At 63.3% G+C, this 26,233-nt stretch carries 27 protein-coding genes; 12 read left to right on the forward strand and 15 right to left on the reverse strand.

The window, feature by feature from the left end; translation table 11 throughout:
- Window positions 1–13 precede the first annotated feature (13 nt).
- Window positions 14–904, reverse strand: a complete 891-nt coding sequence (locus M1D43_RS12050) for a LysR family transcriptional regulator (protein WP_027990455.1) — start codon at window positions 902–904, stop codon at window positions 14–16.
- 180 nt (window positions 905–1,084) lie between these two features.
- Here M1D43_RS12050 and M1D43_RS12055 point away from each other — a divergent pair, with 180 nt between their 5' ends.
- Together M1D43_RS12055 and M1D43_RS12060 are read left to right on the forward strand one after the other, a co-directional pair.
- Window positions 1,085–2,080, forward strand: a complete 996-nt coding sequence (locus tag M1D43_RS12055; RefSeq protein ID WP_004435470.1) for an aldo/keto reductase — start codon at window positions 1,085–1,087, stop codon at window positions 2,078–2,080.
- Between the two features lie 154 nt (window positions 2,081–2,234).
- Window positions 2,235–2,594 (forward strand): nuclear transport factor 2 family protein, encoded by a 360-nt coding sequence (locus tag M1D43_RS12060; protein ID WP_004435473.1) that lies wholly within the window; start codon window positions 2,235–2,237, stop codon window positions 2,592–2,594.
- Between the two features lie 518 nt (window positions 2,595–3,112).
- On the opposite strand, the gene pheT is transcribed toward M1D43_RS12060, so the two are convergent.
- From pheT to infC, 5 genes are all read right to left on the reverse strand, one after another.
- Window positions 3,113–5,539: a phenylalanine--tRNA ligase subunit beta gene (gene pheT, locus M1D43_RS12065; protein WP_153314262.1), complete on the reverse strand. Its 2,427-nt coding sequence runs from the start codon at window positions 5,537–5,539 to the stop codon at window positions 3,113–3,115.
- A 33-nt stretch (window positions 5,540–5,572) separates the two neighbouring features.
- Window positions 5,573–6,655 carry a phenylalanine--tRNA ligase subunit alpha gene (gene pheS, locus M1D43_RS12070; protein WP_004435478.1) on the reverse strand — a complete coding sequence of 361 codons (1,083 nt, stop codon included), beginning with the start codon at window positions 6,653–6,655 and terminating at the stop codon, window positions 5,573–5,575.
- A 145-nt stretch (window positions 6,656–6,800) separates the two neighbouring features.
- Entirely contained in the window at window positions 6,801–7,205 is a 405-nt protein-coding gene (gene rplT / locus M1D43_RS12075) for a 50S ribosomal protein L20 (RefSeq protein ID WP_004435481.1), read from the reverse strand.
- A 36-nt stretch (window positions 7,206–7,241) separates the two neighbouring features.
- Complete coding sequence (gene rpmI, locus M1D43_RS12080; protein ID WP_004435490.1) at window positions 7,242–7,445, reverse strand: 50S ribosomal protein L35; 204 nt, start codon at window positions 7,443–7,445, stop codon at window positions 7,242–7,244.
- A 240-nt stretch (window positions 7,446–7,685) separates the two neighbouring features.
- Entirely contained in the window at window positions 7,686–8,222 is a 537-nt protein-coding gene (infC, locus tag M1D43_RS12085; RefSeq protein ID WP_014527030.1) for a translation initiation factor IF-3, read from the reverse strand.
- Window positions 8,223–8,438: 216 nt separating this feature from the next.
- On the opposite strand from infC, the gene M1D43_RS12090 reads away from it, so the two are divergent.
- Together M1D43_RS12090 and M1D43_RS12095 are read left to right on the forward strand one after the other, a co-directional pair.
- Window positions 8,439–9,281, forward strand: coding sequence for an alpha/beta hydrolase (locus M1D43_RS12090; RefSeq protein WP_153314260.1), 843 nt, complete (start codon window positions 8,439–8,441; stop codon window positions 9,279–9,281).
- A gap of 283 nt (window positions 9,282–9,564) precedes the next feature.
- On the forward strand, window positions 9,565–10,185 hold the full coding sequence (locus M1D43_RS12095) for a transglutaminase-like cysteine peptidase (protein ID WP_010968472.1): 621 nt from the start codon (window positions 9,565–9,567) through the stop codon (window positions 10,183–10,185).
- A 231-nt stretch (window positions 10,186–10,416) separates the two neighbouring features.
- Here M1D43_RS12095 and mbfA read toward each other — a convergent pair whose 3' ends face one another.
- From mbfA to efp, 3 genes are all read right to left on the reverse strand, one after another.
- Window positions 10,417–11,400, reverse strand: coding sequence for an iron exporter MbfA (gene mbfA / locus M1D43_RS12100; RefSeq protein WP_004435498.1), 984 nt, complete (start codon window positions 11,398–11,400; stop codon window positions 10,417–10,419).
- A gap of 265 nt (window positions 11,401–11,665) precedes the next feature.
- Entirely contained in the window at window positions 11,666–12,907 is a 1,242-nt protein-coding gene (cfa1, locus tag M1D43_RS12105) for a cyclopropane-fatty-acyl-phospholipid synthase (RefSeq protein WP_028011141.1), read from the reverse strand.
- Between the two features lie 212 nt (window positions 12,908–13,119).
- Entirely contained in the window at window positions 13,120–13,689 is a 570-nt protein-coding gene (efp, locus tag M1D43_RS12110; RefSeq protein WP_004435501.1) for an elongation factor P, read from the reverse strand.
- A 161-nt stretch (window positions 13,690–13,850) separates the two neighbouring features.
- Between efp and epmA the strand changes: the two genes are divergently transcribed.
- Window positions 13,851–14,903, forward strand: coding sequence for an EF-P lysine aminoacylase EpmA (epmA, locus tag M1D43_RS12115; RefSeq protein ID WP_127598476.1), 1,053 nt, complete (start codon window positions 13,851–13,853; stop codon window positions 14,901–14,903).
- On the forward strand, window positions 14,900–15,952 hold the full coding sequence (locus tag M1D43_RS12120; protein WP_153314258.1) for a lysine-2,3-aminomutase-like protein: 1,053 nt from the start codon (window positions 14,900–14,902) through the stop codon (window positions 15,950–15,952). The genes epmA and M1D43_RS12120 overlap by 4 nt, the downstream gene beginning before the upstream one ends.
- 238 nt (window positions 15,953–16,190) lie before the next feature.
- Here M1D43_RS12120 and M1D43_RS12125 read toward each other — a convergent pair whose 3' ends face one another.
- Both M1D43_RS12125 and M1D43_RS12130 read right to left on the reverse strand, forming a co-directional pair.
- Window positions 16,191–17,354, reverse strand: coding sequence for an IS4-like element ISRm16 family transposase (locus M1D43_RS12125; protein WP_003537933.1), 1,164 nt, complete (start codon window positions 17,352–17,354; stop codon window positions 16,191–16,193).
- A gap of 222 nt (window positions 17,355–17,576) precedes the next feature.
- Entirely contained in the window at window positions 17,577–18,242 is a 666-nt protein-coding gene (locus M1D43_RS12130; RefSeq protein ID WP_004435511.1) for a YiaD family glycine zipper/OmpA-like lipoprotein, read from the reverse strand.
- Between the two features lie 260 nt (window positions 18,243–18,502).
- Here M1D43_RS12130 and M1D43_RS12135 point away from each other — a divergent pair, with 260 nt between their 5' ends.
- Window positions 18,503–19,141, forward strand: a complete 639-nt coding sequence (locus M1D43_RS12135; RefSeq protein ID WP_014530016.1) for an exopolysaccharide biosynthesis protein — start codon at window positions 18,503–18,505, stop codon at window positions 19,139–19,141.
- Window positions 19,142–19,176: 35 nt separating this feature from the next.
- Here M1D43_RS12135 and M1D43_RS12140 read toward each other — a convergent pair whose 3' ends face one another.
- Both M1D43_RS12140 and M1D43_RS12145 read right to left on the reverse strand, forming a co-directional pair.
- Window positions 19,177–19,704, reverse strand: coding sequence for a GNAT family N-acetyltransferase (locus tag M1D43_RS12140; RefSeq protein ID WP_010968466.1), 528 nt, complete (start codon window positions 19,702–19,704; stop codon window positions 19,177–19,179).
- A 1-nt stretch (window position 19,705) separates the two neighbouring features.
- Entirely contained in the window at window positions 19,706–20,284 is a 579-nt protein-coding gene (locus M1D43_RS12145; protein ID WP_013845005.1) for a helix-turn-helix domain-containing protein, read from the reverse strand.
- A 190-nt stretch (window positions 20,285–20,474) separates the two neighbouring features.
- Between M1D43_RS12145 and M1D43_RS12150 the strand changes: the two genes are divergently transcribed.
- From M1D43_RS12150 to rnk, 4 genes are all read left to right on the forward strand, one after another.
- On the forward strand, window positions 20,475–21,740 hold the full coding sequence (locus tag M1D43_RS12150; RefSeq protein ID WP_107607924.1) for an MFS transporter: 1,266 nt from the start codon (window positions 20,475–20,477) through the stop codon (window positions 21,738–21,740).
- A 49-nt stretch (window positions 21,741–21,789) separates the two neighbouring features.
- Window positions 21,790–23,625 (forward strand): translation elongation factor 4, encoded by a 1,836-nt coding sequence (gene lepA, locus M1D43_RS12155; protein ID WP_004435528.1) that lies wholly within the window; start codon window positions 21,790–21,792, stop codon window positions 23,623–23,625.
- A gap of 53 nt (window positions 23,626–23,678) precedes the next feature.
- On the forward strand, window positions 23,679–23,912 hold the full coding sequence (locus tag M1D43_RS12160) for a type II toxin-antitoxin system CcdA family antitoxin (RefSeq protein WP_153314256.1): 234 nt from the start codon (window positions 23,679–23,681) through the stop codon (window positions 23,910–23,912).
- A gap of 400 nt (window positions 23,913–24,312) precedes the next feature.
- Entirely contained in the window at window positions 24,313–24,720 is a 408-nt protein-coding gene (rnk, locus tag M1D43_RS12165) for a nucleoside diphosphate kinase regulator (RefSeq protein WP_010968462.1), read from the forward strand.
- Between the two features lie 93 nt (window positions 24,721–24,813).
- Here rnk and M1D43_RS12170 read toward each other — a convergent pair whose 3' ends face one another.
- Window positions 24,814–25,266 carry a DoxX family protein gene (locus M1D43_RS12170; RefSeq protein ID WP_004435537.1) on the reverse strand — a complete coding sequence of 151 codons (453 nt, stop codon included), beginning with the start codon at window positions 25,264–25,266 and terminating at the stop codon, window positions 24,814–24,816.
- Between the two features lie 202 nt (window positions 25,267–25,468).
- Between M1D43_RS12170 and M1D43_RS12175 the strand changes: the two genes are divergently transcribed.
- Window positions 25,469–25,750, forward strand: coding sequence for an Rdx family protein (locus tag M1D43_RS12175; RefSeq protein WP_004435540.1), 282 nt, complete (start codon window positions 25,469–25,471; stop codon window positions 25,748–25,750).
- A 178-nt stretch (window positions 25,751–25,928) separates the two neighbouring features.
- Here M1D43_RS12175 and M1D43_RS12180 read toward each other — a convergent pair whose 3' ends face one another.
- Window positions 25,929–26,219, reverse strand: coding sequence for a GIY-YIG nuclease family protein (locus M1D43_RS12180; protein ID WP_004435543.1), 291 nt, complete (start codon window positions 26,217–26,219; stop codon window positions 25,929–25,931).
- Between the last annotated feature and the right edge of the window lie 14 nt (window positions 26,220–26,233).

Consider the following 26,233-nt stretch of genomic DNA (forward strand, 5'->3'; position numbering starts at 1 on the left):
TCCCCGCCGGCCGTCAGCCGCTGTGCCGGAAGAAATCGATGAAGGCCCGGAGCGCCGGACGCATCAGCCGGCGGGTCGGATAATAGAGGAAAGGCCCCGCATAGGGCGCGCACCAGTCCTCGAGCACCCGGACCAACTTGCCCTCAGCCACATATCCGCTGACGCGCGGCTCGAAGAGATAGGCGAGCCCCGCACCGCCGGTGGCGGCCTCGATGATCGGCCGGTCCTCGCCCAGAATGAGCGGGCCGTCCACCGAAACGGTCAGTTCCTCCCCCTCTTTCTCGAACTCCCAGCGATATATGGTTCCGTTGGAGAAGCGGCGGCGGATGCAGCGATGGCCCGCCAGATCGCGCGGGTGCCGCGGCCGCTGGAAGCGCTCGAAATAGGACGGTGCTGCGACGACCGCGCTTTTCAGTTCCGGCCCGACCTTCACCGCGACCATGTCGGCCTCCAGGCTTTCGCCGAGCCTTATGCCGGCGTCGTATCCCTCCTCTACGATATTGGTGAAGCCGTCTTCATTGGCGATTTCGAGGACGATGTCCGGATAGCGCCCGAGAAAGTCGCCAAGGCGCGGCGCAAGAATGAGGTCGGCGGCAAAACGAGGGGCGGTAATGCGCAGTTTCCCGGCGGGGCGATCGCGCGCCTCCGCCGCCCGCTGCAGCGCCTCGGCAATGTCGTCGAGCGCCGGACGCAGCCGCTCCAGCAGGCGCTTTCCCTCCTCCGTGGCGGCGACGCTGCGCGTCGTGCGCGCGAGGAGACGAACGCCGAGGCTCGCTTCCAGACTGCCCACGGCGTGACTGACGGCCGATGGGGCGATGCCGAGTTCCTTCGCCGCGCCGCGGAAGCTGCCATGGGCGGCGACGGCGGAAAGGACGGCCAGTTGGGAGAGCTGTGTGCGGTTCATTGATCGAAATAATAGAACAGCCCGTGAGAATTGACAGAGATTTTCAACCGGCCGTGCGGCACCTATCTTCGCCTTGTCGTTGGGCCCGTGGCGAAAGCTTCGGCCCGACAGGCTACTCCATCTTCTTCGCTAACGCCGCAGGCGACCCTAAGCCGCGCGTTCAGCCCGAAAGGACATCCAATGAAGACCCGCAAGCTCGGTAACGAACTCACCGTTTCGGCCGTTGGCCTCGGCTGCATGGGCATGAGCTTCGCCTATGGCGAAGCCGACGAGAGCCAGTCGATCCGTACGCTCCACCGCGCCATCGAACTCGGCGTCGACTTCTTCGATACGGCGGAAGTTTATGGACCTTATGAAAACGAGAAGCTCCTCGGTAAGGCGCTGAAGGGCCGGCGGGACCGGGTGGTGATCGCCACCAAGTTCGGTTTCCGCATCGACCCGGGCAAGCCCGCCGCCGAGGCGATCAAAGGCGTCGACGGCCGGCCGGAAAATGCGAAAACCGTCGCCGAGGCCTCCCTCAAGCGACTCGGAACGGACGTCATCGACCTCTATTACCAGCACCGCGTCGATCCCGCCGTGCCGATCGAGGAAACCGTCGGCGCGATGGCGGAACTGGTGAAGGAGGGCAAGGTGCGCGCAATCGGGCTTTCCGAGGCAAGCGCCGCCACCATCCGCCGCGCCCATGCCGTGCATCCGATCGCAGCGATACAGAGCGAGTATTCGCTCTGGTCGCGCGATCCGGAACAGGAGGTGCTCGACACCTGCCGCGAACTCGGCATCGGCTTCGTGCCCTACAGCCCGCTCGGGCGCGGCATGCTGACAGGCACCATCCGCAAGGTCGAAGACCTCGCTGCCGACGATTTTCGCCGGTCGCTGCCGCGCTTCCAAGAGGAGAACTTCGAGGCCAACGCCGCGCTGGTCGCGACGCTCGAAAGGCTCGCCATGGAGAGAGGCGTTACAGCCGCCCAGCTCGCGCTCGCCTGGGTCGTCAACCAGGGCGAGGACATCGTTCCTATCCCCGGCGCGCGCAGGATCGAGCACCTGGAACAGAACGTCGCCGCCGCCGGGATCGTCCTCACCGGCAGCGAACGCGCCGAACTCGGCGAAGCGCTCTCGCCAACGCTGGTCGCCGGCAATCGCTACACCGATGCATCGCTGGCGCTGACGAACAGGTGAACCGATGAACCGGTGGCTCTAACGGTTGGATGGGGCATCGCAATTTCGTTGCGATGTCCTACCTATGAGGGTGTCCGCCTTCATCGGGACTGGAACGGCCTGGGGGCGGATAGTCACCACAGGCGTCTACCGTTCCGGAAAGGAGGGATCATCCATGTCCGAAGAGCAGGCCATCAGCGCGGTTGTCCATCTCTATGTCGACGGCATGGCCTTCGCCAATGAGGGAGCGTTGCGCAAGGCTTTCCATCCGAGCGCATCGATCGTCGGCAATTCAGGCGATGCCGTCGAGTGGCTGACACGCGACGCCTTCATCGCCTCCATCGTCAGGGAAGGCGCGGCGCCGCCGGATGCGCAGCCGCTCATGGAAGTGGAGATGGTCCACATCACCGGCGACGTCGCCAGCGTGAAGGTGATCGATGAATTCGCCGGCGCGCGCTATTCGGACTATCTGTCGCTCTTGAAGGTCGACGGGCGGTGGCTGATCGTCAACAAGGTCTGGCACCGGCACGGCTAGAGCTGGATGAGGAAAAGTGTGCGCGGTGAACTCCGCCCCTCATCCGCCTGCCGGCACCTTCTTCCCGCAAGCGGGGCGAAGGGACTCGCGGGACCCTCCTGCTCCTCCATCGGCTACCGGATAGCTGCTGGCGTGCCGCTTGTCCCTTCTCCCCGTCAGAACGGGGAGAAGGTCGCGGCAGCGGGATGAGGGGCCGCACACGGACGTAACGTATGTCGCGTCTGCCGAAGGAAACTCCGCCCTTCACCCTGCCGGCACCTCCTCCCCGCAAGCGGGGCGAAGGGACTCGCGGGACCCTCCTGCTCCTCCACGGCTACCGGATAGCTGCTGGCGCGCCGCTTGCCCCTTCTCCCCGTCAGAACGGGGAGAAGGTCGCGGCAGCGGGATGAGGGGCCGCACACGACGTAAAGCGCACGTCGCGTCTGTCGAAGGGAACTCCGTCACCCTGCCGGCACCTTCTTCCCGCAAGCGGGGCGAAGGGGAATCGTGGCCGCCTTGGCACCGTCCCCCTCCATCCATCAGGCGCGCAGCACGCCGCCTGTGCTCTTCGCCACATTGGCGACGATCCGGGCGGTCAGGGCCTCGAAGTCCTCGTCCGTCAGCGTGCGCTCGACCGGCTGGATCGTTACCTCGATCGCTACCGACTTCCTGCCCTCGCCGAGAGATGCGCCTTCGAAGACGTCGAAGACGTTGACTGCCGTTACCAGTTTCCGGTCGGCGCCGGAGGCGGCCCTGACGATCGCGGCGGCCTCGACCCCCTTGTCTACGACGAAGGCGAAGTCGCGTTTGACTGCCTGGAACGGCGAAAGCTCCAGCGCCGGCTTGGTGCGGGTCGCCTTCTTCTTCGGCTCCGGCATGGCATCGATATAGATCTCGAAGCCTGCAAGCGGTCCGGAGACATCGAGCGCGTCGAGGGTCTTCGGGTGGAACTCCCCGAAAGCGCCGAGGACGATCTTCGGACCGAGCTTGATCGTCCCCGAGCGGCCGGGATGATACCAGGCCGGGCCGCCGGCTTCGAACTGGACATTGGCCATCGGCACGCCACAGGCCTCGAGCACGGCGATGGCATCGGCCTTCGCGTCGAAGACATCGACCGGCTTGCCGCCGCCCTTTACGGCGTTCGACCAAAGGCGGCCGGTGCCGTTGAGCGACGCTGTGCCGCGGCGCACGCCGCCGGCGACACGCCGCTGCGCCTCGGGCGTATCACCCTCATAGGTGCCGGAAACCTCGAAAATGGCGACATCGCCATAGCCCTTGTCGGCATTGCGCTGCGCCGCGGCCAGAAGGCCCGGCAGAAGCGACGGACGCATGTCGGACATGTCGGCGGCGATCGGATTGGCGAGCTTGAGTTCCGGCTGGCCGCCGCCGAAGAGCTTCGCATGCCCTTCCGGGATGAAGGACCAGGTGACGGCTTCGAGCATGCCGCGGGTTGCAAGCGCGCGCCTGGCCTGGCGCGTGCGGATCTGCAGGGTCGTCAGGATCTTGCCGTTGACGGCATTGTGGCTTGCAAGCGGCGCGGCGACGATGTTGTCGACGCCATGGATGCGCATGACCTCCTCTACGAGGTCAGCCTTGCCGTCGATATCCGGCCGCCAGGAGGGAACGGCTACCGTCAGGCGTTCGCCGGAGCCCTCGACGCCGAAGCCGAGCTTCCTGAGGATGGAAACGCTCTCCTCGGAGGAGACCTCGAGGCCGGTCAGGCGCCTGACCTCCGAGACCGGGAACTCGACGGACCTGGGCTCGTGGCCGTCATAGCCGACGACGTCCATCTTGGCCGCGGTGCCGCCGCAGAGCTCCAGCACCAGCTCGGTCGCCCGTTCGAGGCCGGGCACCATGTATTCCGTATCGACGCCGCGCTCGAAGCGGTAGCGCGCATCGGTGATGATGCCGAGCGTGCGGCCGGTCTTGGCGATATTCATCGGATCCCAGAGCGCCGATTCGATCAGCACGTCGGTGGTGTTCTCGTCACAGCCGGAATGCTCGCCGCCCATGATGCCGCCGATCGACTCGACGCCTTCTTCGTCGGCGATCACCACATTGGCCGGCGACAGCGTATATTCGCGCGTGTCGAGCGCCAGTACCTTTTCGCCTTCCCTCGCACGGCGGACCGTCAGGTTGCCCGCGACCTTCGCCGCGTCGAAGACGTGCAGCGGCCGTCCCTGGTCGAAGGTCAGATAGTTGGTGATATCGACCAGCGCGTTGATCGGGCGGAGGCCGATGGCCGACAGCCGTTGGCGCATCCAGGCGGGGCTCGGGCCGTTCTTCACGCCGCGCACGAGGCGAAGCGCGAAGCCGGGGCAGAGATGCCTGTCCTCGCCCAGATCGAGTCGAACCTTGACGGGCGTCTCGCCTTCCACGGCGAAGGACGGCGCCGGCCGCGTCTTCAAGGTGCCGAGACCGGATGCCGCGAGATCGCGGGCGATGCCGTGGACGCTGGTGCAATCCGGCCGGTTCGGCGTCAGGTTGATCTCGATGACCGGATCGTCGAGGCCGGCATAGTCCGCATAGCTGGTGCCCAGAGGCGCATCCTCGGGCAGGTCGATGATGCCGGTGTGATCGTCGGAGATCTCCAGCTCCTTTTCCGAGCACATCATGCCGCGGCTCTCGACACCGCGGATGTTGCCGACGGAGAGCGTCACGCCGATGCCGGGCACGTAGGTGCCGGGCGCGGCGAAGGCGCCGACGAGGCCCTTGCGCGCGTTCGGCGCGCCGCAGACGACCTGCACCGGCTCGCCGGAGCCGGTATCGACCATCAGCACTCTGAGCTTGTCGGCATTCGGGTGCTGCTCGGCGGAGATCACCCTGGCGATGACGAAGGGCTTGAAGGCCGCCTTGTCGTCGACATCCTCGACTTCCAGCCCGATCATCGTCAGGCGGGCGCAGATTTCCTCGAGCGAGGCGTCGGTTTCCAGATGGTCCTTCAGCCAGGAGAGCGTGAACTTCATGATGTCACCTGTGTCCTTGATTTTCTGCGCGGGTCACGCCGAGAGGCCGCCGAAGAGCGTCGGCATGTCGAGCGGGCGGAAGCCGTAATGGGTCATCCAGCGGACATCGGCATTGAAGAAGTCGCGCAGGTCGGGCATGCCGTATTTCAGCATGGCGATGCGGTCGAGGCCCATGCCCCAGGCGAAGCCCTGATATTCGTCCGGATCGAGGCCGCCGGCCCTGAGCACGTTCGGATGCACCATGCCGCAGCCGAGGATCTCCATCCAGTCCTTGCCCTCGCCGAACTTGACGATCGGGCCGGAGCGGTCGCACTGGATGTCGACCTCGAAGGAGGGTTCCGTGAACGGGAAGAAGGACGGGCGGAAGCGCATCGTCACCTGATCGACCTCGAAGAAGGCCTTGCAGAATTCCTCAAGCACCCAGCGCATGTTGGCGACATTCGCCGTCCTGTCGATGACAAGGCCTTCCACCTGGTGGAACATCGGCGAGTGGGTGGCGTCGGAATCCTGGCGATAGGTCTTGCCGGGAATGATGATGCGGATCGGCGGCTGCCCGGCCTCCATCGTGCGTATCTGCACCGGCGAGGTGTGCGTGCGCAGCACCTTGCGCTCACCCTTCTCGTCGGGCGCGAAGAAGAAGGTGTCGTGCATCTCGCGGGCCGGATGACCTTCGGGGAAGTTCAGCGCGGTGAAGTTGTAGTAGTCGGTCTCGATATCCGGTCCCTCGGCAATTGAGAAACCCATGTCGCCGAAGATCGCGGTGATCTCGTCGACGATCTGGCTGATCGGATGGATGCGGCCGCGCTCGGCCGGCGAGGACCGGACGGGCAGGCTGATGTCCACCGTCTCGCGCGCCAGCCGTTCGGCGATCGCCGCATCCTTGAGCGCCGTCTTGCGGGCGGAGATCGCCTCCGTCACCGTGTTCTTCAGCGCATTGATGCGCGCGCCGCGGGTCTGGCGTTCCTCCGGGCTCATCGAACCGAGCGTCTTCAGCAATTCCGAGATCGATCCCTTCTTGCCGAGCGCGCCGACGCGCACCGCCTCGATCGCGCCCTCGTCGGCGGCAGCGTCGATTTCCGCCAGCAAGGTCCGTTCCAATGTTTCCAGTTCGCTCATTCTGTCCTGCCTCGATGCGGTTCGTGTATCGGTTCGACCCTTCGGCGATAGGATCGCGCCGCGAGCCGAACAAGAAAAACCCGCGCCAGCCCTGCCAGCGCGGGTTTCCCAACAATTTCAGAAACGGTCTTGGGAAAACGCTGGCTTAACGGACAGCGCTTTCAAACTCGTTTGCCGTGCCGGCTTCCTTGAGATAGGCGAGCGCCTTCTTGGAAGCTTCGACCAAGGCGCCGAATGCTGCCGGCTCATGGATCGCCATGTCGGACAGAACCTTGCGGTCGACTTCGATGCCGGCCTTGTTCAGACCGTCGATGAAGCGGCCGTAGGTCAGGCCGAACTCGCGGACGGCAGCGTTGATGCGCTGGATCCAGAGTGCGCGGAAATTGCGCTTGTTGACCTTGCGGTCGCGGTAAGCAAACTGCTTGGAACGATCCACCGCTGCCTTGGCGGCGCGGATGGTGTTCTTGCGGCGGCCGTAGAAGCCCTTGGCGGCCTTGAGCGTCTTCTTGTGCTTGGCGTGGGAGGTTACGCCGCGTTTTACACGTGCCATGTCATGATCTCCTTAAAATCCAAATCGCCAGACGTCTTAAAGACCGTTAGGCAGGTAGTTCTTGACGACCTTCTTGCCATCAGGCTCAGCGAGAACCATGGTTCCGCGCGCGTCGCGAATGAACTTGTTGGACCGCTTGATCATGCCGTGGCGCTTGCCAGCAGCAGCAGCTCTAACCTTGCCGGTTGCGGTGATTTTGAACCGCTTTTTGGCAGACGATTTCGTCTTCATCTTGGGCATTTTGCTACTCCATTGTTCTTGATATGCGAAACAGGCAGACGAAGCCCATTTCCAGCGTTAAGAACGGCCACGGCATGCCCTGCCGGACCGTTCGGACGGGGGCTTATAACCGCACATCCCGGAAAAGGCAAGCGGTCCGGAGGCCGCTCGCGCGTAAGCCTTGCCAAAAAGGAAAGCCGCCCCACGAACTCCTCCCGGGGCGGCTTCACCAAGCGTGTCTGGTCTATCAGGCTCCGCCGATCACTTCGGCGCAAGCACCATCATCATCTGGCGGCCTTCGAGCTTGGGTTCGGCTTCCACCTTGGCGATTTCCTGGGTGTCGTCCTTGACCTGCATCAGAAGTTTCATGCCGAGTTCCTGGTGGGCCATTTCGCGGCCGCGGAACTTCAGCGTCACCTTGACCTTGTCGCCTTCCTCGAAGAAGCGGTTCATGGCCTTCATCTTCACCTCATAATCATGGGTGTCGATGTTGGGGCGCATCTTGATTTCCTTGATCTCGACGATCTTCTGCTTCTTGCGCGCCTCGGCGGCTTTCTTCTGGTTCGCGTATTTCAGCTTGCCGAGGTCGAGGATCTTGCACACCGGGGGATCGGAGTTCGGTGCGATCTCTACGAGGTCGAGACCGGCCTCGTCCGCCATGCGGAGCGCCTGGTCGATCGGAATGCTGCCCAAGTTCTGGCCTTCGGCATCGATAAGCTGAACCCGGGGGACCCGGATTTCCTTGTTTGCGCGCGGTCCTTCCTTGACTGGAGCGTCCGCTTTGAAGGGTCTGCGAATGGTCGTACTCTCCTCGAGCTATTGATAGTAAATATTCGGTCAAACGGTCAGCGCGATCTCAAACAGAAGCGCTTGACACAGTCACTGACGGCAATGTGTGAATTGCGGCTCCAGAGTCAATAGCATGGCCCGCAATGAAAATCATCCTCTGTCGATACCCGAAAGAATCTGTTTTAGAAGGAAATCCGTCATTACCAGGCCTTCAGGAGTTACTCGATGTCGACGACGCCGGCTGAAACCGAGATCACGCGGATCGAAGTAGGAACGGGCGCTGCGGCGAGAAGCATCGCCATGCGTATCTTCCGCACGGGAAATCCGCCGGATATGAAAGACGGGGATCCACGGCATCCGGCGCTGGTCTGGCTCGGCGGCTACCGATCCGACATGACCGGGACGAAGGCGGTGGAGGTCGAGCGGCACGCACGCGAGGCCGGCACCGACTGCATTCGCTTCGACTATTCCGGCCACGGCGCGTCGGACGGCGACTACAGGGACGGCACGATCTCGCGCTGGGTCGAGGAGAGTCTCGCCGTGATCGATCACGCCGCGACGGGGCGCATGATCCTGATCGGTTCCTCCATGGGCGCCTGGGTCGCGCTGCGCCTTGCCGAGAAGCTCAAAGGCCGCGCCCATCATGGAGAAGGTGGGGTCGGCCGCCTCTGCGGCCTCGTGCTGATCGCCCCGGCCCCGGACTTCACCGCCGAGCTCATCGAGCCCAATCTTACCGACGCCGAAAGGACCTCGCTCGCCGAACGGGGTTATTTCGAAGAGCCATCGGAATACAGCCCCGAGCCCAATGTCTTCACCCGCGCGCTGATCGAGGATGGCCGCAACAACCTCGTCATGAAAGGGCCGATCGAAACCGGCTGCCCGGTGCATATCCTCCAGGGCATGCGCGATCCGGACGTCCCCTACACGCATGCCCTCAAGCTGATGGAGCACATGCCGGCCGACGACGTCGTCATGACCCTGATCCGCGACGGCGACCACCGGTTGTCCCGCGAGGAGGACATTGCCAAATTGAAACAGGCGATCGACGCCATGCTGACCAAAGCCTGAGGGCCCGGTTAATCCATCCGGCCTAATCAAAGTTCCCTGAGATCGCTTCGCAAGGCACAGCCAAGCCCTTGCGCTGGCGGGCTTCTGCGTCCGCCTGCCGCGAACCTTAACCATAAAACGGACTAGTCCGAATCAGGCGATTGACTCCGACAAGCGGAGTATATTAACTCTTTATTAACGATTAGAGCAGCGCAGGGGAAATTCCTAATAAAGCTGTCGACAACTTTTGATTGCGCGGATCGATCCGGAAGGTACGGATGCGGGCGCGTTGCAGGGGATCTGTATGGCGTCTTGGACCGGGGTTAAGGCAAGTTTCGCAGCGCTGTGTGCGCTTTTCATTTCAACGAACACGGCAATTCCCGCACAGGCGGGAGCTACTCCCTGGATGCAGACCGGCGCGGTGACCTCGCAGCCGATCGGGCATTACGAGTTCTGTCAGAAGTACAGGGGCGAGTGCAACGTCCGTTCGAAGGCCAAGGTGCCGCCGCGTGTCACCGCCGGCGGCTGGGCCGCCATTCGGCAGGTCAACGCCTCCGTCAACCGGCAGATCGCGCCGGTAACCGACATCGAGCTTACCGGCCGGGACGAGGTGTGGTCCTATCCGGGGAGACAGGGCGATTGCGAGGACTTTGCGCTCGAAAAGCGCAGACGCCTCATGCAGAAGGGCTTCTCCGCCGGCAACCTGCTGATGACTGTCGTGCGCAAGCCCGATGGCGAGGGCCATGCGGTGCTGACGGTCCGCACAGCTCAGGGCGACTTCATTCTCGACAATCTCGACGATGGGGTGAGGCTGTGGACGCACACGCCCTACCGCTTCCTCAAGCGCCAGGCGACGAACCACAGCGGCCGTTGGGTCACCATCGACAATAGCGGGGAAGTGCTCGTCGGTTCCGTCGGAAACTGATCCTGCCGAAACAGCTCCTTTCAAAAAGGCCGCATCCTGCGGCCTTTTTTGTTGCGTGTCGGTGAAATCGCTCGGATACCCGCAAGCGGACGCTGGCGTAACGCGCACGCCTCCACAAAGCTCCTCATTCCTGTGCTCCTTGGGCTGACAGAACGCTTCCCGCGCCGCAGACGTGGCGCTGCCGGATCTCTGTGACAAGCACAGAGAATGAGGGAGGAGCGGTTGCGGTCTCTAAGCATTCCCTATGACGATGCCGGCGGCAAGAACCAGCCCGCCACCGAGCACCACCTGGAAGGCGGCCCTCAGGAAGGGCGTTTCCATGTAGCGGTTCTGAATGAAGGCGATTGCCCACAGTTCGAAGAAGACGATTGCCGCCGCCGTCATTGTCGCGGTCCAGAAATGCGGAATGAGATAGGGCAGAGCGTGGCCGAGACCGCCGAGTGCCGTCATGATGCCCGAGGCAAGCCCGCGCTTGACCGGCGAGCCGCGGCCGGAAAGCTTGCCGTCATCATGCGCCGCTTCGGTGAAACCCATCGAGATGCCCGCGCCGACGGAGGCAGACAGGCCGACGAGAAAGGTCTGCCATGTATCCTGCGTGGCGAAGGCTGCGGCGAAGATCGGCGCGAGCGTCGAAACGGAGCCATCCATCAGGCCCGCGAGGCCCGGCTGCACATAGGTGAGTATGAACTGGCGGCGTGAGGTCTCATCTTCCTCGTGGCGCACGTCGACCGGCGTATGCTTTTCGCCGAGCCGGCGGGCGAGCGATTCATGCGACTTCTCGGCAATCGCCAGATCGCCCAAGAGCTTGCGCGTCGCCGCGTCCCGCGTGCGCGCCGCGGCCTCGACGTAAAACCGGTGCGCCGCCTCCTCCATCGCCTCGGCTTCCGCGCGCGCCTTCTCGATCGGCATCTCGGCGATCAGCCAATCGGGCTTGCGCTCCGGGAAATCGCGCACGTGCTCGCGCCGAACGAGCGGGATGCGGTTGCCGAAACGGGCGACATGCAGGTCGATCAAGGCCTGACGGTGATGGCTCTCCTCCTCCGCCATTTCCTCGAAGACCTTTGCGGAATGGGGATATTTTGCGCGCAGAGCGTCGGCATAGGCGAGATAGATGCGCCCATCGTCCTCTTCCGAGGATATCGCGAGCGCAAGGATTTCCTGTTCGCTCAAGGACAGGAACGGGCGTTTGTAACGGGAGAAAAGTCGGGAGAGCATCACGAAGCCTTCTTTAGAATAATTCTAAATAGGCGCCGATTCATGACGCGTCAAGGCTGCGGATCGGCGGCACCGCGTCTTCTTCGACGGTGTCCGAACTATATGATCGGCGTCCGCAACCCCTCCCCACAAGGGTCCCACAAGGGGGAGGGGCTTCCCCGCGGCACTCTCCGCGCCAAAACGATGGCGACGCGGTGACGGTAAGGCAAGTTAAGCCCCTCCCCCTTGGGGGGAGGGGTTGGGGATGGGTAAGCTTGGGATTGAGTTAAACCGCCAGATCGAGCGCCTTTTCCTTTTCGATATAGGTGCGCTGCAGATCGGTGACGTAGTCGCGAACGATCGGCGCCGCGTCTCGTGAACGCGACAGCTGCATATGGAAGACGAGCTGGCTGCCGGTGCGGAACATCATTTCCGCGCTGATCAGGTAGAACTCCCACATGCGGGCGAAGCGCTCGTCGTACATCGCCACCACCTTGTCGCGATTCTCATCGAAGCGCGCGCCCCAATGGGCGAGCGTCGTCGCATAGTGCACGCGCAGGAATTCGAGATCGGTCACCCACAGGCTGTTGCGTTCGACCACCTCGAAGACCTCCGACAGTGCCGGGGAATAGGCGCCGGGGAAGATATATTTCCGCAGCCAGGCGCTTGCCATGCCGGGCGGGCTCATATGGCCGATCGAATGGAGCACGGCCAGCCCGTCATCCGGCATCAGCGCATTCAGTTTCTTGAAGAACTCGTCGTAGTGATGGACGCCGACATGCTCGAACATGCCGACCGAAACGATCCGGTCGAACGGTCCCTCGACATCGCGATAGTCCTTGAGTTCAAAGCGCACGCGGTCGGCCATTCCGGCCGCACGTGCCCGCTCGGAGGCGAGCGCCTGCTGTTCCCTGGAAAGCGTGACACCCAGAACCTCGACGTCTTCGAGCGCGGCCAGATAGAGGGCGAGATCGCCCCAGCCGCAGCCGATGTCGAGCACCCTCATGCCCGGCTTCAGACAGAGCTTTGCCGCAAGCAGCCGCAGCTTGTTGCGCTGCGCAGCCTCCAGCGTCTCGTCCGGCTCGCGGAAATAGGCGCAGGAATAGAGCATGTTCTCGTCGAGGAACAGCTTGTAGAAATCATTGCCCAGATCGTAATGATGCGCGACGTTCTGCTGCGCCTTGCCCTTGGGATTGGCCTGCTGGCGCTTGCGGAAACGCATTTTCACCGCCCGCAACAGCTTCTGGATCGGATAGGAGCCGAGCGACAGGCGGTTGATCGAAAAGAGCGTCAGGAAGTCCCGCAGCGTCGAGCCTTCCTCGAACCGCATGGTCCCGTCCATATAGGCTTCACCGGCGGCCAGCTCGGCATTGAAGACGAGGCTGCGATAGAGTCGCTTGTCGGTCAGCCGCATCGTCACGCTCGGCCCCGGCTCGCCGGCAAAGACGTGCCTCTTGCCGTCGGCATCGATTACCGTAAGCGTCCCCTTGCGAATGAACGACTTCATCATATGCGATAGTGGAAACATGCAGTGCCGCACCTCTCATCCCGATCCAGAGGGCGGCATCCTAAAGCACATCCAGGAAAAATGTGTAGCGGTTTTCCGTGCGGACGTGCGTCGTTTCAACGTGCTGGAGCGTTTATGAAATGCGGGCCGGATTTGCGGCTACGCACGGGAAACGAAAACGGGGACGGCAGTCAAAGACTGCCGTCCCCGTTTCGACTTCTGCCCGGACCAGATCAGTCCTTGGCGCGCTCGACATAGGAGCCGTCTTCCGTCGCAATGACGACGCGGGTGCCAGCCTGGATGTGCGGCGGCACCAGGGTACGAACCCCGTTCGAAAGCACGGCCGGCTTGTAGGAGGAGGAGGCCGTCTGTCCCTTGACGACCGGCTCGGTCTCGGTGATTTCGAGAGTGACGTGGCGCGGCAGGTCGATGGCGATGGCAATGCCTTCGTGGATCGACAGCATCACGGCCATGCCTTCCTGAAGATAGGCCTTCAGGTCGCCGATATCTTCGGAGCTCATGACGAGCTGGTCGTAGCTTTCCGGGTTCATGAAGTGGAAGCCTTCGCCATCTTCATAAAGGAAGGTGTGCTCGCGGTCTTCGACGAAGGCGCGCTCGACCTGCTCGGTCGTGCGGTAGCGCTCGGAGACCTTCACGCCGTCGGAGATGCGGCGCATGTCGACCTGCGTGACCGGCGTGCCCTTGCCCGGATGGAAGTTCTGCGCGGTGAGCACGACATAGAGTTTGCCGTCGACGTCGAGAACGTTGCCCTTGCGGACCGAAGAAGCGATGACCTTGACCATTAGTCTTCCTTGTAACAGAGGTATCAGCGACACGAGCGGGCCGGAGATCGGCCCGGAAGGGACGCGAAAATTCAGTTTTCGCGCCGCCACTATCCTAATTTCGCGCAAATAGCCAGCCTGAGCGGGCATTCGCGCGGAAGAAAGCCTGGACCGAACCGACCATGCCGCATGCTTCTCCCTGGTGGACTCCCGACGTCCATGCCGACCGGCGCCCCTTCCTGATCGGGCGCAACCGCATCCAGTCGGCGCTCCGCCGGTTCTTCGACGAACGCGACTTCATCGAGGTCGACACGGCAGCGCTGCAGGTGTCGCCGGGCAACGAGGCGCATCTGCATGCCTTTGCGACCGAGGCGCTTGGGCTCGACGGCTCCGTCCAGCCGCTCTATCTCCACACCTCGCCCGAATTCGCCTGCAAGAAGCTCATCGCCGCCGGCGAGCGGCGCATCGCCTGTTTCGCCCATGTCTACCGCAACCGCGAGCGGGGCCCGCTGCATCATCCGGAATTCACCATGCTCGAATGGTACCGCGCCGAGGAGGGCTACGAGACGCTGATGCACGACTGCGGCGAGATTCTCGCGCTCGCCGCAGAGACAGTCGCCGCTCGGTCCCTCGTCTATCAGGGGCATGAATGCGATCCTTTCGCCGAGCCGGAGCGGCTCTCCGTCGCCGAGGCCTTCGCGCGCTTCGCGGGGCTCGACCTCCTCGCCTCGGTCCGGGAAGACGGCTCCACCGACCGCGAGAGCCTGGCGGCGGCCATGCGGGAGGCGGGCTTGCGTGTCGCCGGAGACGATAGCTGGGCCGATCTCTTCAGCCGCGTGCTCGTCGAAAGGATCGAGCCCAATCTCGGCTTCGGGCGCGCCACGATCCTCGACGAATATCCGGTTGCCGAGGCAGCGCTTGCCCGGCCTGCAGCCGCAGACTCTCGCGTGGCAGAGCGTTTCGAGCTCTATGCCTGCGGCGTCGAACTCGCAAATGCCTTCGGTGAATTGACCGATGCCGCCGAGCAGCGCCGCCGGTTCGAACTGGAAATGGCGGAGAAGGCGCGGGTCTACGGCGAGACCTACCCGATCGACGAGGATTTCCTCGCGGCGCTCGCCGGCATGCCCGAGGCGAGCGGCATCGCACTCGGCTTCGACCGGCTGGTCATGCTGGCAACGGGCGCATCCCGCATCGATCAGGTCCTTTGGGCCCCGGTCGCGGAGGCCACGCCATGACCGCGGAACGCGCCATCAGAACAGCGCGTGAGCTCGCCGACGCCGGTCTGGTCGGTCGAGAGCAGGAAGAGGCGATCTCCCGGGTCGCGTCCCGCTACGCCGTCGCCATCAGCCCGACGATCGCGCGCCTGGTCGACCGGGACGATCCGAACGACCCGATTGCGCGGCAGTTCGTGCCCGACATGGCCGAACTCACGCTCATGCCTGAAGAGCGTGCCGATCCGATCGGCGACGGAGCGCACAGCCCGGTTGCCGGTATCGTCCACCGCTATCCGGACCGGGTGCTCCTGAAGGCGGTTCATGTCTGCCCGGTTTACTGCCGCTTCTGTTTCCGCCGCGAAATGGTCGGCCCCGAGGGTCTCGGCACGCTCACGCCCGCGGAACTCGATGCGGCGCTCGCCTATATCGCCGGGCGCCCGGAAATCTGGGAAGTGATCCTGACCGGCGGCGATCCGCTGGTGCTCTCGCCCCGGCGGCTCGGCGATATCATGGTGCGGCTCGCAGAAATCGACCATGTCAAGGTCGTGCGCTTCCACACGCGCGTGCCGGTGGTCGAGCCGGACCAGGTGGATGCGGGGCTGATCGCCGCTTTGAAGAGCAGCGGCAAGGCGACCTATGTGGCGCTTCATGCCAACCATCCGCGGGAACTCACCGCCGAGGCCCGCGCCGCCGCCGCGCGGCTGATCGATGCGGGCATCGTCATGGTGAGCCAGTCGGTGCTGCTGAAAGGCGTCAATGACGATCCGGACGTGCTCGCCGCACTGATGCGCGCCTTCGTCGAGACACGGATCAAGCCCTATTACCTGCACCATCCGGATCTTGCGCCCGGCACCGGCCATTTCCGGCTGTCCATCGAGGAGGGCCAGGCGCTCGTCGCCTCTCTGCGCGGACGCGTATCCGGCCTCTGCCAGCCCGCCTACATCCTCGACATTCCCGGGGGCCACGGCAAGGCCGTCGTCAGCGCCGGCGCGATCGAGGCGGAGGGCGGCGGCTGCTACACGGTCACCGACTTCCGCGGAAACAGCCACGACTATCCGCCGAAGGGGTGACGCAGCATCGCCCCTCATCCGGCTGCCGCCACCTTCTCCCCGCAAGCGGGGAGAAGGGACAAGGGGCACCACCTTCGCCTCCTAGACTGAGACCAGATCACGAGGCTTTTAGGTCGGGCCGCCCTATGCGGGCGGAAAACCGCGCACACTTTTCCTCATCCCTCTAGGTCGATCGAGGGACGGAGACGGCGCCGCGAGTCACCTTCTCCCCGTCAGCGCAGGGCTGTCCGGGGAAAATTCATGCATAGCGGAAGACCATTTGGTTTGGGATGGTCCGGGGTTTTGGTCGGCTTGGATTGACCTGCGGCGGCTTGTGGATTTCGGCGATGCTTTTGCGCTGGAACAGGCACTGGGTGACGAGGTCGGTGAAGCGCAGGATCGGTAGAGGGACGCGGGCGAGGCGGGCGGCGATGCGCAACAGTGCATAGGCGATCATCGCCGCGAAGATCTGCAGGCGGATGGCGTTGTCGTTGTTGCCGAGGAACTTGCGGATCTTGAGGTGCTGTTTGATCCAGCGGAACAGAAGCTCGATCTGCCAGCGATCCTTATAGAGCTGGCCGATCTCGACGGCGGAGCGCTCGAGGTCGTTGGTCAGAAGCGTGATCGTATCGCCGTCCTGGCGCTTGACGATTACCCGGCGCAAGCCGATCGGCAGCTTGGAATCGCCCTTGCTGGCGAGGCTGACCTGGCTGTCTTCGAGGACCAGGAAGCCATCGCCTTGAGGTTGCTCAACGGGGCGTTCAGCGACCAAAGCCAGTCCCATGTTGGTCTTCGGCCGGGTGACGAAACTGGCGCCGGCTTCGGCGATCGCCGTCCACCAGCCGTAATGGCAGTAGCCCTTGTCGAAGACATAGGTTGCGCCCTTTTCGATGGTGATCGTGCGGCCGATCTGGGCGTCGTTGACGTTGGCGTCGGTGATGTCGAGGATGCCTGGACAATCGGCCTTGGGATCATAGACGACATGCAGCTTCATGCCGCGGATGCGGCCGTTCGACTTGGCCCAATCGTACAGCTTACCCAGCGGGATCGGGGTCGAATCGATCAGCCGCAGCATCTTGGTGCCCTCCCGGCGCGTCTGCCGGTCGAGCTGACCGGCCAGAAGCGCGAAGGTCTCGGCGAAGACGGCGACCGGGCGGCGGCGGTTGGCGTCCGACAGCGTCGAGCGCATCAGCCGGCCACTGCCGAGATGGTAATGATGCTGACTGTTGGCGTTGAAGCTCGCCTCCAACCCGCGCAGGCTGGTCGTGGCGCTCAACTGGGCATAGATCAGTGCCACCAGATGATCCCAGCTGGTAAAGCACTTGTCGTAGGCATCCCCGGCATGACGATCCACAATCGCCTGAAAGCTGCGGCGATCAATCGCTTTCAGCAGCTGGGCGAAAATGCTAGGGGTGAACCGCATGCTCCGTCTCCTTTTCTGAGTCTCGACAACCAGAAAATAGACGGAAAAACGCCGTCTGACGGGGCATGCGCCTGCGACATTTCGATTCACCCGGAACTTTCCCCGGACAGCCCTGCCGTCAGCGGGGAGAAGGTGGCCGGCAGGCCGGATGAGGGGCATTTCGGAAATTGAAAAGGCCGCCCGGAAAATCCGCGCGGCCTTTCGCCATCACGTTGAAGCCGTTCAGCCCTGTTTGATCGGCGCGATCGAGATTTCGACGCGGCGGTTCTGGGCACGGCCGACCTCGGTAGCGTTCGACGCAATCGGCCGCTCCAGGCCGTAGCCTACTGCCGACATGCGCCGCTGGTCGACGCCGCGGCTGGCGAGATAGTTGGCGACCGAGGCCGCGCGCCGCTCCGAAAGTCCCTGGTTGTAGGAGGCGCTGCCGGTCGAGTCGGTGTGACCGTCGACGTCGATCAGCGTCTTGTTGAACTTGCGCAGCACGATCGCAACCGAGTCGAGCGTCGAGTAGAAGGCCGGAATCACCTGGTCGCGGTCGGTCGCGAAGGTGATGTTCGACGGCATGTTCAGGATGATGCGATCGCCGGCGCGGGTGACCGAAACGCCGGTGCCCTGCAACTGCGCCCGCAGTTCGGATTCCTGCTGATCCATGTAGTTTCCGACCAGGCCGCCGCCGAGAGCGCCGATGCCTGCGCCGACAAGAGCGGCATCACGCCGGCCCGCCGCACTGCCGCCCACCAGAAGACCGGTCGCAGCGCCGAGACCCGCGCCGATCAAAGCGCCTCCGGCCGTGTTCGACATCTTCTGTTCTCCCGTATAGGGATCGGTGGTGGTGCATCCGGAAAGATAGACGGCCACGACAGCCAGGATGGCGCATTTCTTGATCATCGAATCAATTGTCCCCATTGGTGCTCAGGATCGGTTCATACTATCGATTGCGGCAGGAAGATGAAGGGGCCTTCTACTTTCCTCTATCGGGAGTATTGCGGTGCACCATTTCTGCCGGACCTCGCCACATTGCTGACCAGAGGGCCCGCTAACCGGAGGTTCATGCGCCTGGCGCTATGGTCTGCCAGGCCCGGTTCGGCGTAAAGAATGCGAGCCGCGGGCGCCGCATGGAGCGCCCGCAAACCGTGAAGGGAAAAATTATGGCGGTCGAGTTCGGCGATTCGCAACGCAGCCTCAGCGACACGCTCACCGGCATGATCGCGTCGATCAGAGGCAACACGATCACGCTGCGCGAGCTGATGATCGAGATCGGCGAGCAGGGCTTCCTCCTTCTCTGCGCGCTGCTGACCCTGCCGTTCCTGATCCCGGTTTCCATTCCGGGCGTCAGCACCGTCTTCGGGGCGGCCATCATTCTCATTTCGCTCGCGATCACCCTCAATCGCATGCCCTGGCTGCCGAAGCGCATCCTCGACCGGGAGATCGCCACGGAAAAGCTCGTGCCGACGCTCCGAAAAGGTGCGGCACTGGTCTCGAAGCTCGACCGCTATGTGCGCCCGCGGCTCAATTTCCTGACCGAAGGCGCCCTGATGAACCGTTTCAACGGCCTGATGATCATGGCCGGCGGCGTGCTTCTCATGTTTCCGCTCGGGCTGATTCCGCTGTCGAACACGCTGCCCGGCATCGCCATCCTGCTCCTGTCGCTCGGCATCATCCAGCGCGACGGGCTGATGGTGGCCGGCGGCTATTTCTTCCTGGTCGCGACCACCGTCTATTTCGCAGTTCTCGGCTATGCCGCTTTCGCCGCCGGCCAGGGCCTCTCGCACTTCTTCGTTTCGTGATCGCGGCGGCACCGGATGAGGCCATCCGAGCCGCCCTATGTGGCAAGGTGCTTGTAGAAGAACGTCGTTGCGCAATAGCGGCCGTCCGGCATCAACGCATAGTCGGGAACGATACCGGCGCGCGTCCAGCCAAAGCGCTCGTAGATCGCTTCCGCCGGCTCGCCGGTCGCCGTGTCGAGGACCAGCACTCTTCTGCCGCGCCTGACGGCTTCCGCCTCGGCCGCATCCATCAGGCGACGCGACAGGCCGAGACCGCGGGCGTCGCGGTGGACGAGCAGCTTTCTGACGTCGGCGCGATGCGGCTGGTTCGGCATGGTGCTGACGCCGAGCTGCACGGTGCCGACCATCCGGCCGTCGACTTCGGCCGCGAGGAGCACCGTTTCGCTGCGCCCGACGGCCGCGGCGACGCCCTCCCAGAAGTGAACGGCGTCATTCGGCGAAAACGGTTGCATGAAGCCGACCGAAGCGCCGCCTTCGACGCAATCGGAGAGAATTTCGGCCAGAGCCGGCAGGGCGGCCAGGGTGTCTCCTGCGGTGAGCACGCGGATATCGACGTCGGGCATGTCAGACCTTGTTGCGGCAGAGGATGACGGCGTAATGCGCCGGCTCTTCGTGGGGATTGTGAAAGATGTGGGCCTCTTCAAGCCCCATGAACAGGCAGTCGCCCGGCTCCAGGAGCTGCCGTCCGCTTTCCATCGTCAATTCGAGGCGGCCGGAGAAAAGCCAGAGGTGCTGGGTGATGCCGCGGTCCATGGGCTGTCGCTCGAAGACGACACGAGCACCGGGCGGAAACTCGACCTCGACGATGTCGACCGGCGAACCGACGCCTTCGGGTGAAACCGAACGGCGCAGATAGCCGCTTTCGGGATCGCGCCACAGCCGCTGCTCCGCGTGCCGGGCCAAGGGCGAGGCCTCGCTCCTTTCGGAAGCAAAAAGCGCCGAAAGCGTCGTGCCCAACGCGCTGCAGAGCTTCGCCAGAAGCTGCGCCGTCGGGCTCGCCTCGCCGCGCTCGATGCGCGAAATCATGGCGCGGCTGACGCCGGAGCGGCCGGCCAGGTCGTCAAGCGTCAGGTCCCGCGCCATGCGCAGCTCGCGCAGGCGCATGGCCATGGTCTCTTCGAGAGGGGCAATCGCGTTTTCCATTATCGGAGATTGCATTTCTCGTATAGTGGAGTCAAGACGATCGGAGCGAGAAATAAGTTTTGCGCATGCCGCTTTGACGACAGCCCCGGGCCGCGTCCTGCTTTATCGTCCGGATTCTGCGCCGGTTCTGAAAAACATTCAACTTCAATAATTTAGATCAGCTTCATACGATCGGCAGGAGGACAGGCAGATGCATCGATCTCCTTCGTCGCTGCTGTCGATCGCGAGCATAGTCGCCTCGATGACATCTGTCGCGGTCGGCAACGGCATGATGCTCGCCTATGTGCCCTTCGTGCTGACGCGCTCGGCGGCGCCGGATTGGGTCCCGGGAGCCGCCGTGACGGCGATTGCCTTCGGCGGGCTGATCGGCTGCCTCATGGGCGGCTCGCTCATTCGCCGCGTAGGCCACGCCCGCGCCTTTTCCTGCTCGATGGCGCTGGTCATTCTCGCGGCGCTGATGATCAGCCTCGGCGTCCACCCGCTGCTTTGGGTCGTCGCACGCGGCCTCTACGGCATTGCGGCCAACATGAATTTCATCATCACGCAGAGCTGGCTCAATCATGCCAGCGAGAACCACTGGCGCGGCCGGGCGATGGCGCTCTTCTACATGGCCTATGTCATCGGGCTTGGCGCCGGCGCCTGGCTCTTCGGGCAAATCCCGGTCGAGGGCAATCTCGCCCCGATCGTCACGATCTTCTTCACCGCGGTCGCCATCCTGCCGATCGGCCTCACGCGGCTGCCGACGCCGCCCGCCCCCGCCAGGGTCAGCATCGACATTCCCATGGTCTGGCGGATTTCTCCGGTCGCCTTCATCGGCGTGCTTGCCTCCGGCGGCCTTTCCATGCTGGTGCAAGGCTTTACGCCGATCTATGCCGCCGCCAATTCCGTCAGTCAGAAGGAAGTAGCGGCGTTGATGTTCGTCATGCAGTTCGGCCTGCTCTTCATCCAATATCCGATGGGCGCCCTTTCAGACCGCACCGACCGCCGGATCGTCCTCATCGCCACCTGTACGCTCGTCATCGCGGCGGGCATCGCTGCGCTCGCCGTCTCCTTCGACAACCTTCTCCTGCTCATGCTGGTTTTCGCGATGTTCGCGGGGGCGGTCGAGACGGTCTATTCGATCGCCAATGCGCATGCCAACGATCGCACCGATCCGGCAGATTTCGTGCCGCTCGCCAGCACCATGCTGGTCGCCTGGTCGGCGTCGGCGACCCTCGTGCCGATGCTCGTGACCTTGCTGACGCCGGCCTTCGGCCAACGGACCTTCATCTATGCGACGATGACGGTGGCGCTCCTCTACGCCCTTTTCGTGCTCGTTCGCCTCCGCTCGCGCGAACGCGTCCCGCCCGATCTCTGCGACAGCTTCGAATTCAAAAGCGCCCAGGTGCCGAATGCCGTGGCACTCGCCGAGACGGAAGCGCGAGCGGAACGGCCGGTCAGGCGCCCGGATTTATAGTGAACGAAGCCTTCATTTCCCGCTTTGCGCCGCCTGATCGCGCTGCTATATGCGGCCCATGAGCACACCATCCTCCAAGACGCCCCTGTCGCATATCCGCAATTTCTCGATCGTGGCGCATATCGATCACGGCAAATCGACGCTCGCCGACCGGCTGATCCAGTCGACCGGCGGCCTTGCCGAGCGCGAAATGTCCGAGCAGGTCCTGGACAGCATGGATATCGAGCGCGAGCGCGGCATCACCATCAAGGCCCAGACCGTGCGCCTGCACTACAAGGCGAATGACGGCGAAACCTATGTGCTGAACCTCATCGACACGCCCGGCCACGTCGACTTCGCCTACGAGGTCTCGCGCTCGCTTTCGGCCTGCGAAGGTTCGCTGCTCGTCGTCGACGCCAGCCAGGGCGTCGAAGCCCAGACGCTCGCCAATGTCTACCAGGCGATCGACAACAATCACGAGCTCGTTACCGTTCTGAACAAGATCGACCTGCCTGCGGCCGAGCCGGAGCGGATCAAGGAGCAGATCGAGGAAGTGATCGGCATCGACGCCTCCGACGCCGTGCTGATCTCTGCCAAGACCGGTCTCGGCATTCCGGACGTGCTGGAGGCGATCGTCCATAAGCTGCCCGCCCCGAAGAGCGAGGGCGGCGACACCGCGCCCCTGAAGGCGCTGCTCGTCGACAGCTGGTACGACGCTTATCTCGGCGTCATGGTTCTGGTGCGCGTCATCGACGGAACCCTGAAGAAGGGCATGACCATCCGCATGATGGGGACGGATGCGAAGTACCAGGTGGAGCGCGTCGGCGTGCTGACGCCGAAGATGGTTGCCATGGAGGCGCTCGGTCCCGGCGAGATCGGTTTCATCACAGCTTCCATCAAGGAAGTGGCCGACACCCGCGTCGGCGATACGATCACCGAGGACAAGCGGCCGACGGCCAAGGCGCTGCCCGGCTTCAAGCCCGCCCAGCCGGTCGTGTTCTGCGGCCTCTTCCCGGTCGACGCCGCCGACTTCGAGGACTTGCGCTCGGCCATGGGCAAGCTGCGCCTCAACGACGCCTCCTTCTCCTTTGAAATGGAGTCCTCCGCCGCACTCGGCTTCGGCTTCCGTTGCGGCTTCCTTGGCCTTCTGCATCTCGAAATCATCCAGGAACGTCTGGAGCGCGAATTCGATCTCGATCTGATCGCGACGGCACCCTCGGTCGTCTACAAGCTGTTCATGACCGATGGCTCGGAGCGCGAGCTTCACAACCCCGCCGACATGCCGGACGTGGTCAAGATCGCTGAAATCCACGAACCGTGGATCCGCGCGACGATCCTGACGCCCGACGAATATCTCGGCGGCATCCTGAAGCTCTGTCAGGATCGTCGCGGCATCCAGATCGAGCTGACCTATGTCGGCACCCGCGCGATGCTCACCTATGACCTGCCGCTCAACGAAGTCGTGTTCGATTTCTACGACCGGCTGAAGTCGATCTCCAAGGGATACGCCTCCTTCGACTACCAGATCACCGAGCACAAGGAAGGCAACCTCGTGAAGATGTCGATCCTCGTCAACGGCGAGCCGGTGGACGCGCTGTCGATGATGGTGCACCGGATGGCGGCGGAAAAGCGCGGCCGCGAAATGTGCGAGAAGCTGAAGGAACTGATCCCGAAGCACATGTTCAAGATCCCGATCCAGGCCGCCATCGGCGGCAACGTGATCGCCCGCGAAACCATCTCGGCGCTGCGCAAGGACGTGACCGCCAAGTGCTACGGCGGCGACGCCACCCGAAAGCGCAAGCTTCTGGAGAAGCAGAAGGCCGGCAAGAAGCGGATGCGCCAGTTCGGCAAGGTGGAAATCCCGCAGGAAGCCTTCATCGCCGCGCTGAAGATGAGCGACGAGTGATTGCTGGTCCGGCGTCGATGCGCGTACAATATGCGCATCGACCTGGAGCAAACATGTCGCGACCGACTGCAAGACGCCCGGCAAATCTCACCCTCGATGGCGATCTGCTTGCGCAGGCGCGCGATCTCAAGATCAATGTTTCACGCGCCGCCGAAGAGGGAATCGCCCGGGCCATCAGAGCCGAACAGGGAAAACTCTGGCAGATCGAGAACACCGAGGCGATCGCCGATGCAAATGCCTTTGTCGATAAACGCGGACTGACGCTGGCGAAACGCCGGCAGTTCTAAAGAGCTCGGCACCTAGTCACCGACTTGTCAGATCGGCGTGACGAAATCGTCGCCGCTACGGACTTTGCGTTTCAAGGCTTCTGATCTTCTTGAGCGACCCGCAATGAATGAACACGGGCGATGCGGCGCTTCAAGTGGTCACGCTGGGCTTGACTTCACGGGTGAAGTTTCCGACCTTCAGTTCATGCCAGTGCTCGCGATCCATTTCCGCTGTTCTTTCCGGGTCTGCCCCATCGCAGGAACCTGACCCCGGCCCGGATGCGTGCGCTCTCCGGGTAAGGGGGCCTACGCATCGGCGAGCGGATGGCCAAGCCTCCACCCCCGAGCGGCGAGCGTAAATCATCCTCGACATTTCACTTTCGGCGCAAGCAGAGCGGTGCGCCCAAGCACAGGTATCATCATGGCGGACAAGACAACCCGCAAGAAGCTTCCCTCGATCGTCATCAATGCCGAAGACCATGCACGTCTGACGGCGATCGCCTCCTCGGCGCTCGACCGTGTCCCGGACGTCGCGGAGGCGCTGCTTTCCGAACTCGACCGCGCGCGAATCGCCGCTCCCGGCAAGCTGCCCAAGGACAGCGTACAGATGGGCTCGACCGTCGCCTTCGACGCCGACAACGGTTTTGCGAAGGAAGTGAGGCTCGTCTATCCGGGGGAGGCTGACATCGAAGCCGGCAAGATTTCCGTGCTGACGCCGATTGGAGCGGCGCTGATCGGCCTTTCCGTCGGACAGTCGATCGACTGGGTCGACAGGGCCGGCAAGGTACACCGTATGACGATCCGCAGCGTGATGCCGCAGGCGGACTGAGCATCGAAGCGGCCGGATCGAGCCGGCCGCTCTCAGAGCGCTTTCGGGAAAAGTGTGTCGCCGCCCGGAAGAGCGTTAATTCAAAGCGTGAGATCAGAATTGACGGCCGAGCTTGGCGTCGACGGACTGGCTGTTGGCGCCGCGAATGGCAAAGAAGAGCGTGATCGCCGCCCAGAGGATGGATTTCTCCGCCCCGCCAAGACCCTGCCCCTGGACGATGCCGTGGAAATAGACGGTGACGAGCAGCACGATCGTCGCCGCGAAGGCAGCAGGCCGCGTCAGGAAGCCGATGGCAATGAATATGCCGCCGAAGAACTCGGTCGCCGAAAGCAGGGGCGACCAGAAAACGCCCGGATAGAACCCAAGCCCCTCCACCATGCCGGTCGCGCCGAAGGGGTTGAGAATCTTGCCGTAGCCGTGAGTGACCAGCAGCAGGCCTGCGACGACGCGCAGCAACGTCTCGGCGAAAGTATCGAGCGGCAGATAAATCTTTTCGAGCGCCGGCAGGATCGCGCGCGGTCGATTGTTGGCAGCGGTATCGGTCATGAAATCCCTTTCGCATCTATTGCAAATCAGGGGTTTCTCTTGCCTCTGGCCCTTTGGAAAACAAGGGCTCGACGTCAAAAACTTGACGGCTGAAGCTGACATTTATGTGAGACACCCGTGAAGGCATCGATCGCGGCGCTTGCGCGACGACGCTGCTCGATGTTTCCTGGGGCGCGAAAGCCAAGTGAACAGGACATGCGAGATGAGCGAAAAGCCACGCGTCACCATCCTCTACTGCACCCAGTGCAACTGGCTGCTGCGCGCCGGATGGATGGCGCAGGAATTGCTGTCGACCTTCGCCGATACGCTCGGGGAAGTGGCGCTCATCCCCGGGACCGGCGGCAATTTCGAGATTCGCGTCGATGGCGCGTTGATCTGGGAACGCAAGCGCGACGGCGGCTTTCCCGGACCTAAGGAGCTGAAACAACGCATTCGCGACGTGATCGAGCCCGAGCGCGATCTCGGCCACACGGACAGGAGCTAGAGTCCCGCCCAGGCGCAGCTGACGTGCAGCGCGCAAGACTCACCGTCGATCCTCAGGAATCCAGCCAGACCAAGTCCTTGGGCTGGAAAGACTCTTCCGCGCCGCAGACGCGGCGCTGCTGGATCCCTGTGACGAGCACAGGGATGAGGGTAGAGAGGGTGCGGTCCCTCGGCGCGTTTCATATGCCGTGAAGATGGTGAGAGATGTCTTCCCATTCGGGGTTCAATTCCTCTATCAAACTAAGCTTCCACTTCCTCGGCCATTTCTTCATTGTCTTCTCCCGCGTGATGGCGGAAGTCAGCAGGTCGAATTCCTCAAACCACACCAAGGTCTTCACGCCGTATCTTGACGTGAATCCAGGCGTCAGATCGTTCTGATGCTCGAGGAGGCGGCGAGGCAGGTCACGGGTCACGCCCGTATACAGTGTTCCGTTTCGCTTCGATGCGAGAATGTAGACGTAACCTTTCATTGCGTAACAGGTTG

Source organism: Ensifer sp. R1-3 (assembly GCF_056739175.1).

Coding starts and splice junctions, on each gene's coding strand:
- rplT (WP_004435481.1), bottom strand. CDS start 7,205: ATGGCACGTGTAAAACGCGGCGTAACCTCCCACGCCAAGCACAAGAAG.
- M1D43_RS12055 (WP_004435470.1), top strand. CDS start 1,085: ATGAAGACCCGCAAGCTCGGTAACGAACTCACCGTTTCGGCCGTTGGC.
- M1D43_RS12135 (WP_014530016.1), top strand. CDS start 18,503: ATGGCGGTCGAGTTCGGCGATTCGCAACGCAGCCTCAGCGACACGCTC.
- M1D43_RS12180 (WP_004435543.1), bottom strand. CDS start 26,219: ATGAAAGGTTACGTCTACATTCTCGCATCGAAGCGAAACGGAACACTG.
- M1D43_RS12090 (WP_153314260.1), top strand. CDS start 8,439: ATGTCGACGACGCCGGCTGAAACCGAGATCACGCGGATCGAAGTAGGA.
- pheT (WP_153314262.1), bottom strand. CDS start 5,539: ATGAAGTTCACGCTCTCCTGGCTGAAGGACCATCTGGAAACCGACGCC.
- efp (WP_004435501.1), bottom strand. CDS start 13,689: ATGGTCAAGGTCATCGCTTCTTCGGTCCGCAAGGGCAACGTTCTCGAC.
- M1D43_RS12140 (WP_010968466.1), bottom strand. CDS start 19,704: ATGCCCGACGTCGATATCCGCGTGCTCACCGCAGGAGACACCCTGGCC.
- pheS (WP_004435478.1), bottom strand. CDS start 6,655: ATGAGCGAACTGGAAACATTGGAACGGACCTTGCTGGCGGAAATCGAC.
- rpmI (WP_004435490.1), bottom strand. CDS start 7,445: ATGCCCAAGATGAAGACGAAATCGTCTGCCAAAAAGCGGTTCAAAATC.
- lepA (WP_004435528.1), top strand. CDS start 21,790: ATGCGGCCCATGAGCACACCATCCTCCAAGACGCCCCTGTCGCATATC.
- M1D43_RS12050 (WP_027990455.1), bottom strand. CDS start 904: ATGAACCGCACACAGCTCTCCCAACTGGCCGTCCTTTCCGCCGTCGCC.
- M1D43_RS12060 (WP_004435473.1), top strand. CDS start 2,235: ATGTCCGAAGAGCAGGCCATCAGCGCGGTTGTCCATCTCTATGTCGAC.
- M1D43_RS12150 (WP_107607924.1), top strand. CDS start 20,475: ATGCATCGATCTCCTTCGTCGCTGCTGTCGATCGCGAGCATAGTCGCC.
- M1D43_RS12145 (WP_013845005.1), bottom strand. CDS start 20,284: ATGGAAAACGCGATTGCCCCTCTCGAAGAGACCATGGCCATGCGCCTG.
- rnk (WP_010968462.1), top strand. CDS start 24,313: ATGGCGGACAAGACAACCCGCAAGAAGCTTCCCTCGATCGTCATCAAT.
- M1D43_RS12160 (WP_153314256.1), top strand. CDS start 23,679: ATGTCGCGACCGACTGCAAGACGCCCGGCAAATCTCACCCTCGATGGC.
- M1D43_RS12125 (WP_003537933.1), bottom strand. CDS start 17,354: ATGCGGTTCACCCCTAGCATTTTCGCCCAGCTGCTGAAAGCGATTGAT.
- M1D43_RS12130 (WP_004435511.1), bottom strand. CDS start 18,242: ATGATCAAGAAATGCGCCATCCTGGCTGTCGTGGCCGTCTATCTTTCC.
- mbfA (WP_004435498.1), bottom strand. CDS start 11,400: ATGCTCTCCCGACTTTTCTCCCGTTACAAACGCCCGTTCCTGTCCTTG.
- M1D43_RS12170 (WP_004435537.1), bottom strand. CDS start 25,266: ATGACCGATACCGCTGCCAACAATCGACCGCGCGCGATCCTGCCGGCG.
- cfa1 (WP_028011141.1), bottom strand. CDS start 12,907: ATGTTTCCACTATCGCATATGATGAAGTCGTTCATTCGCAAGGGGACG.
- M1D43_RS12120 (WP_153314258.1), top strand. CDS start 14,900: ATGACCGCGGAACGCGCCATCAGAACAGCGCGTGAGCTCGCCGACGCC.
- M1D43_RS12175 (WP_004435540.1), top strand. CDS start 25,469: ATGAGCGAAAAGCCACGCGTCACCATCCTCTACTGCACCCAGTGCAAC.
- epmA (WP_127598476.1), top strand. CDS start 13,851: ATGCCGCATGCTTCTCCCTGGTGGACTCCCGACGTCCATGCCGACCGG.
- M1D43_RS12095 (WP_010968472.1), top strand. CDS start 9,565: ATGGCGTCTTGGACCGGGGTTAAGGCAAGTTTCGCAGCGCTGTGTGCG.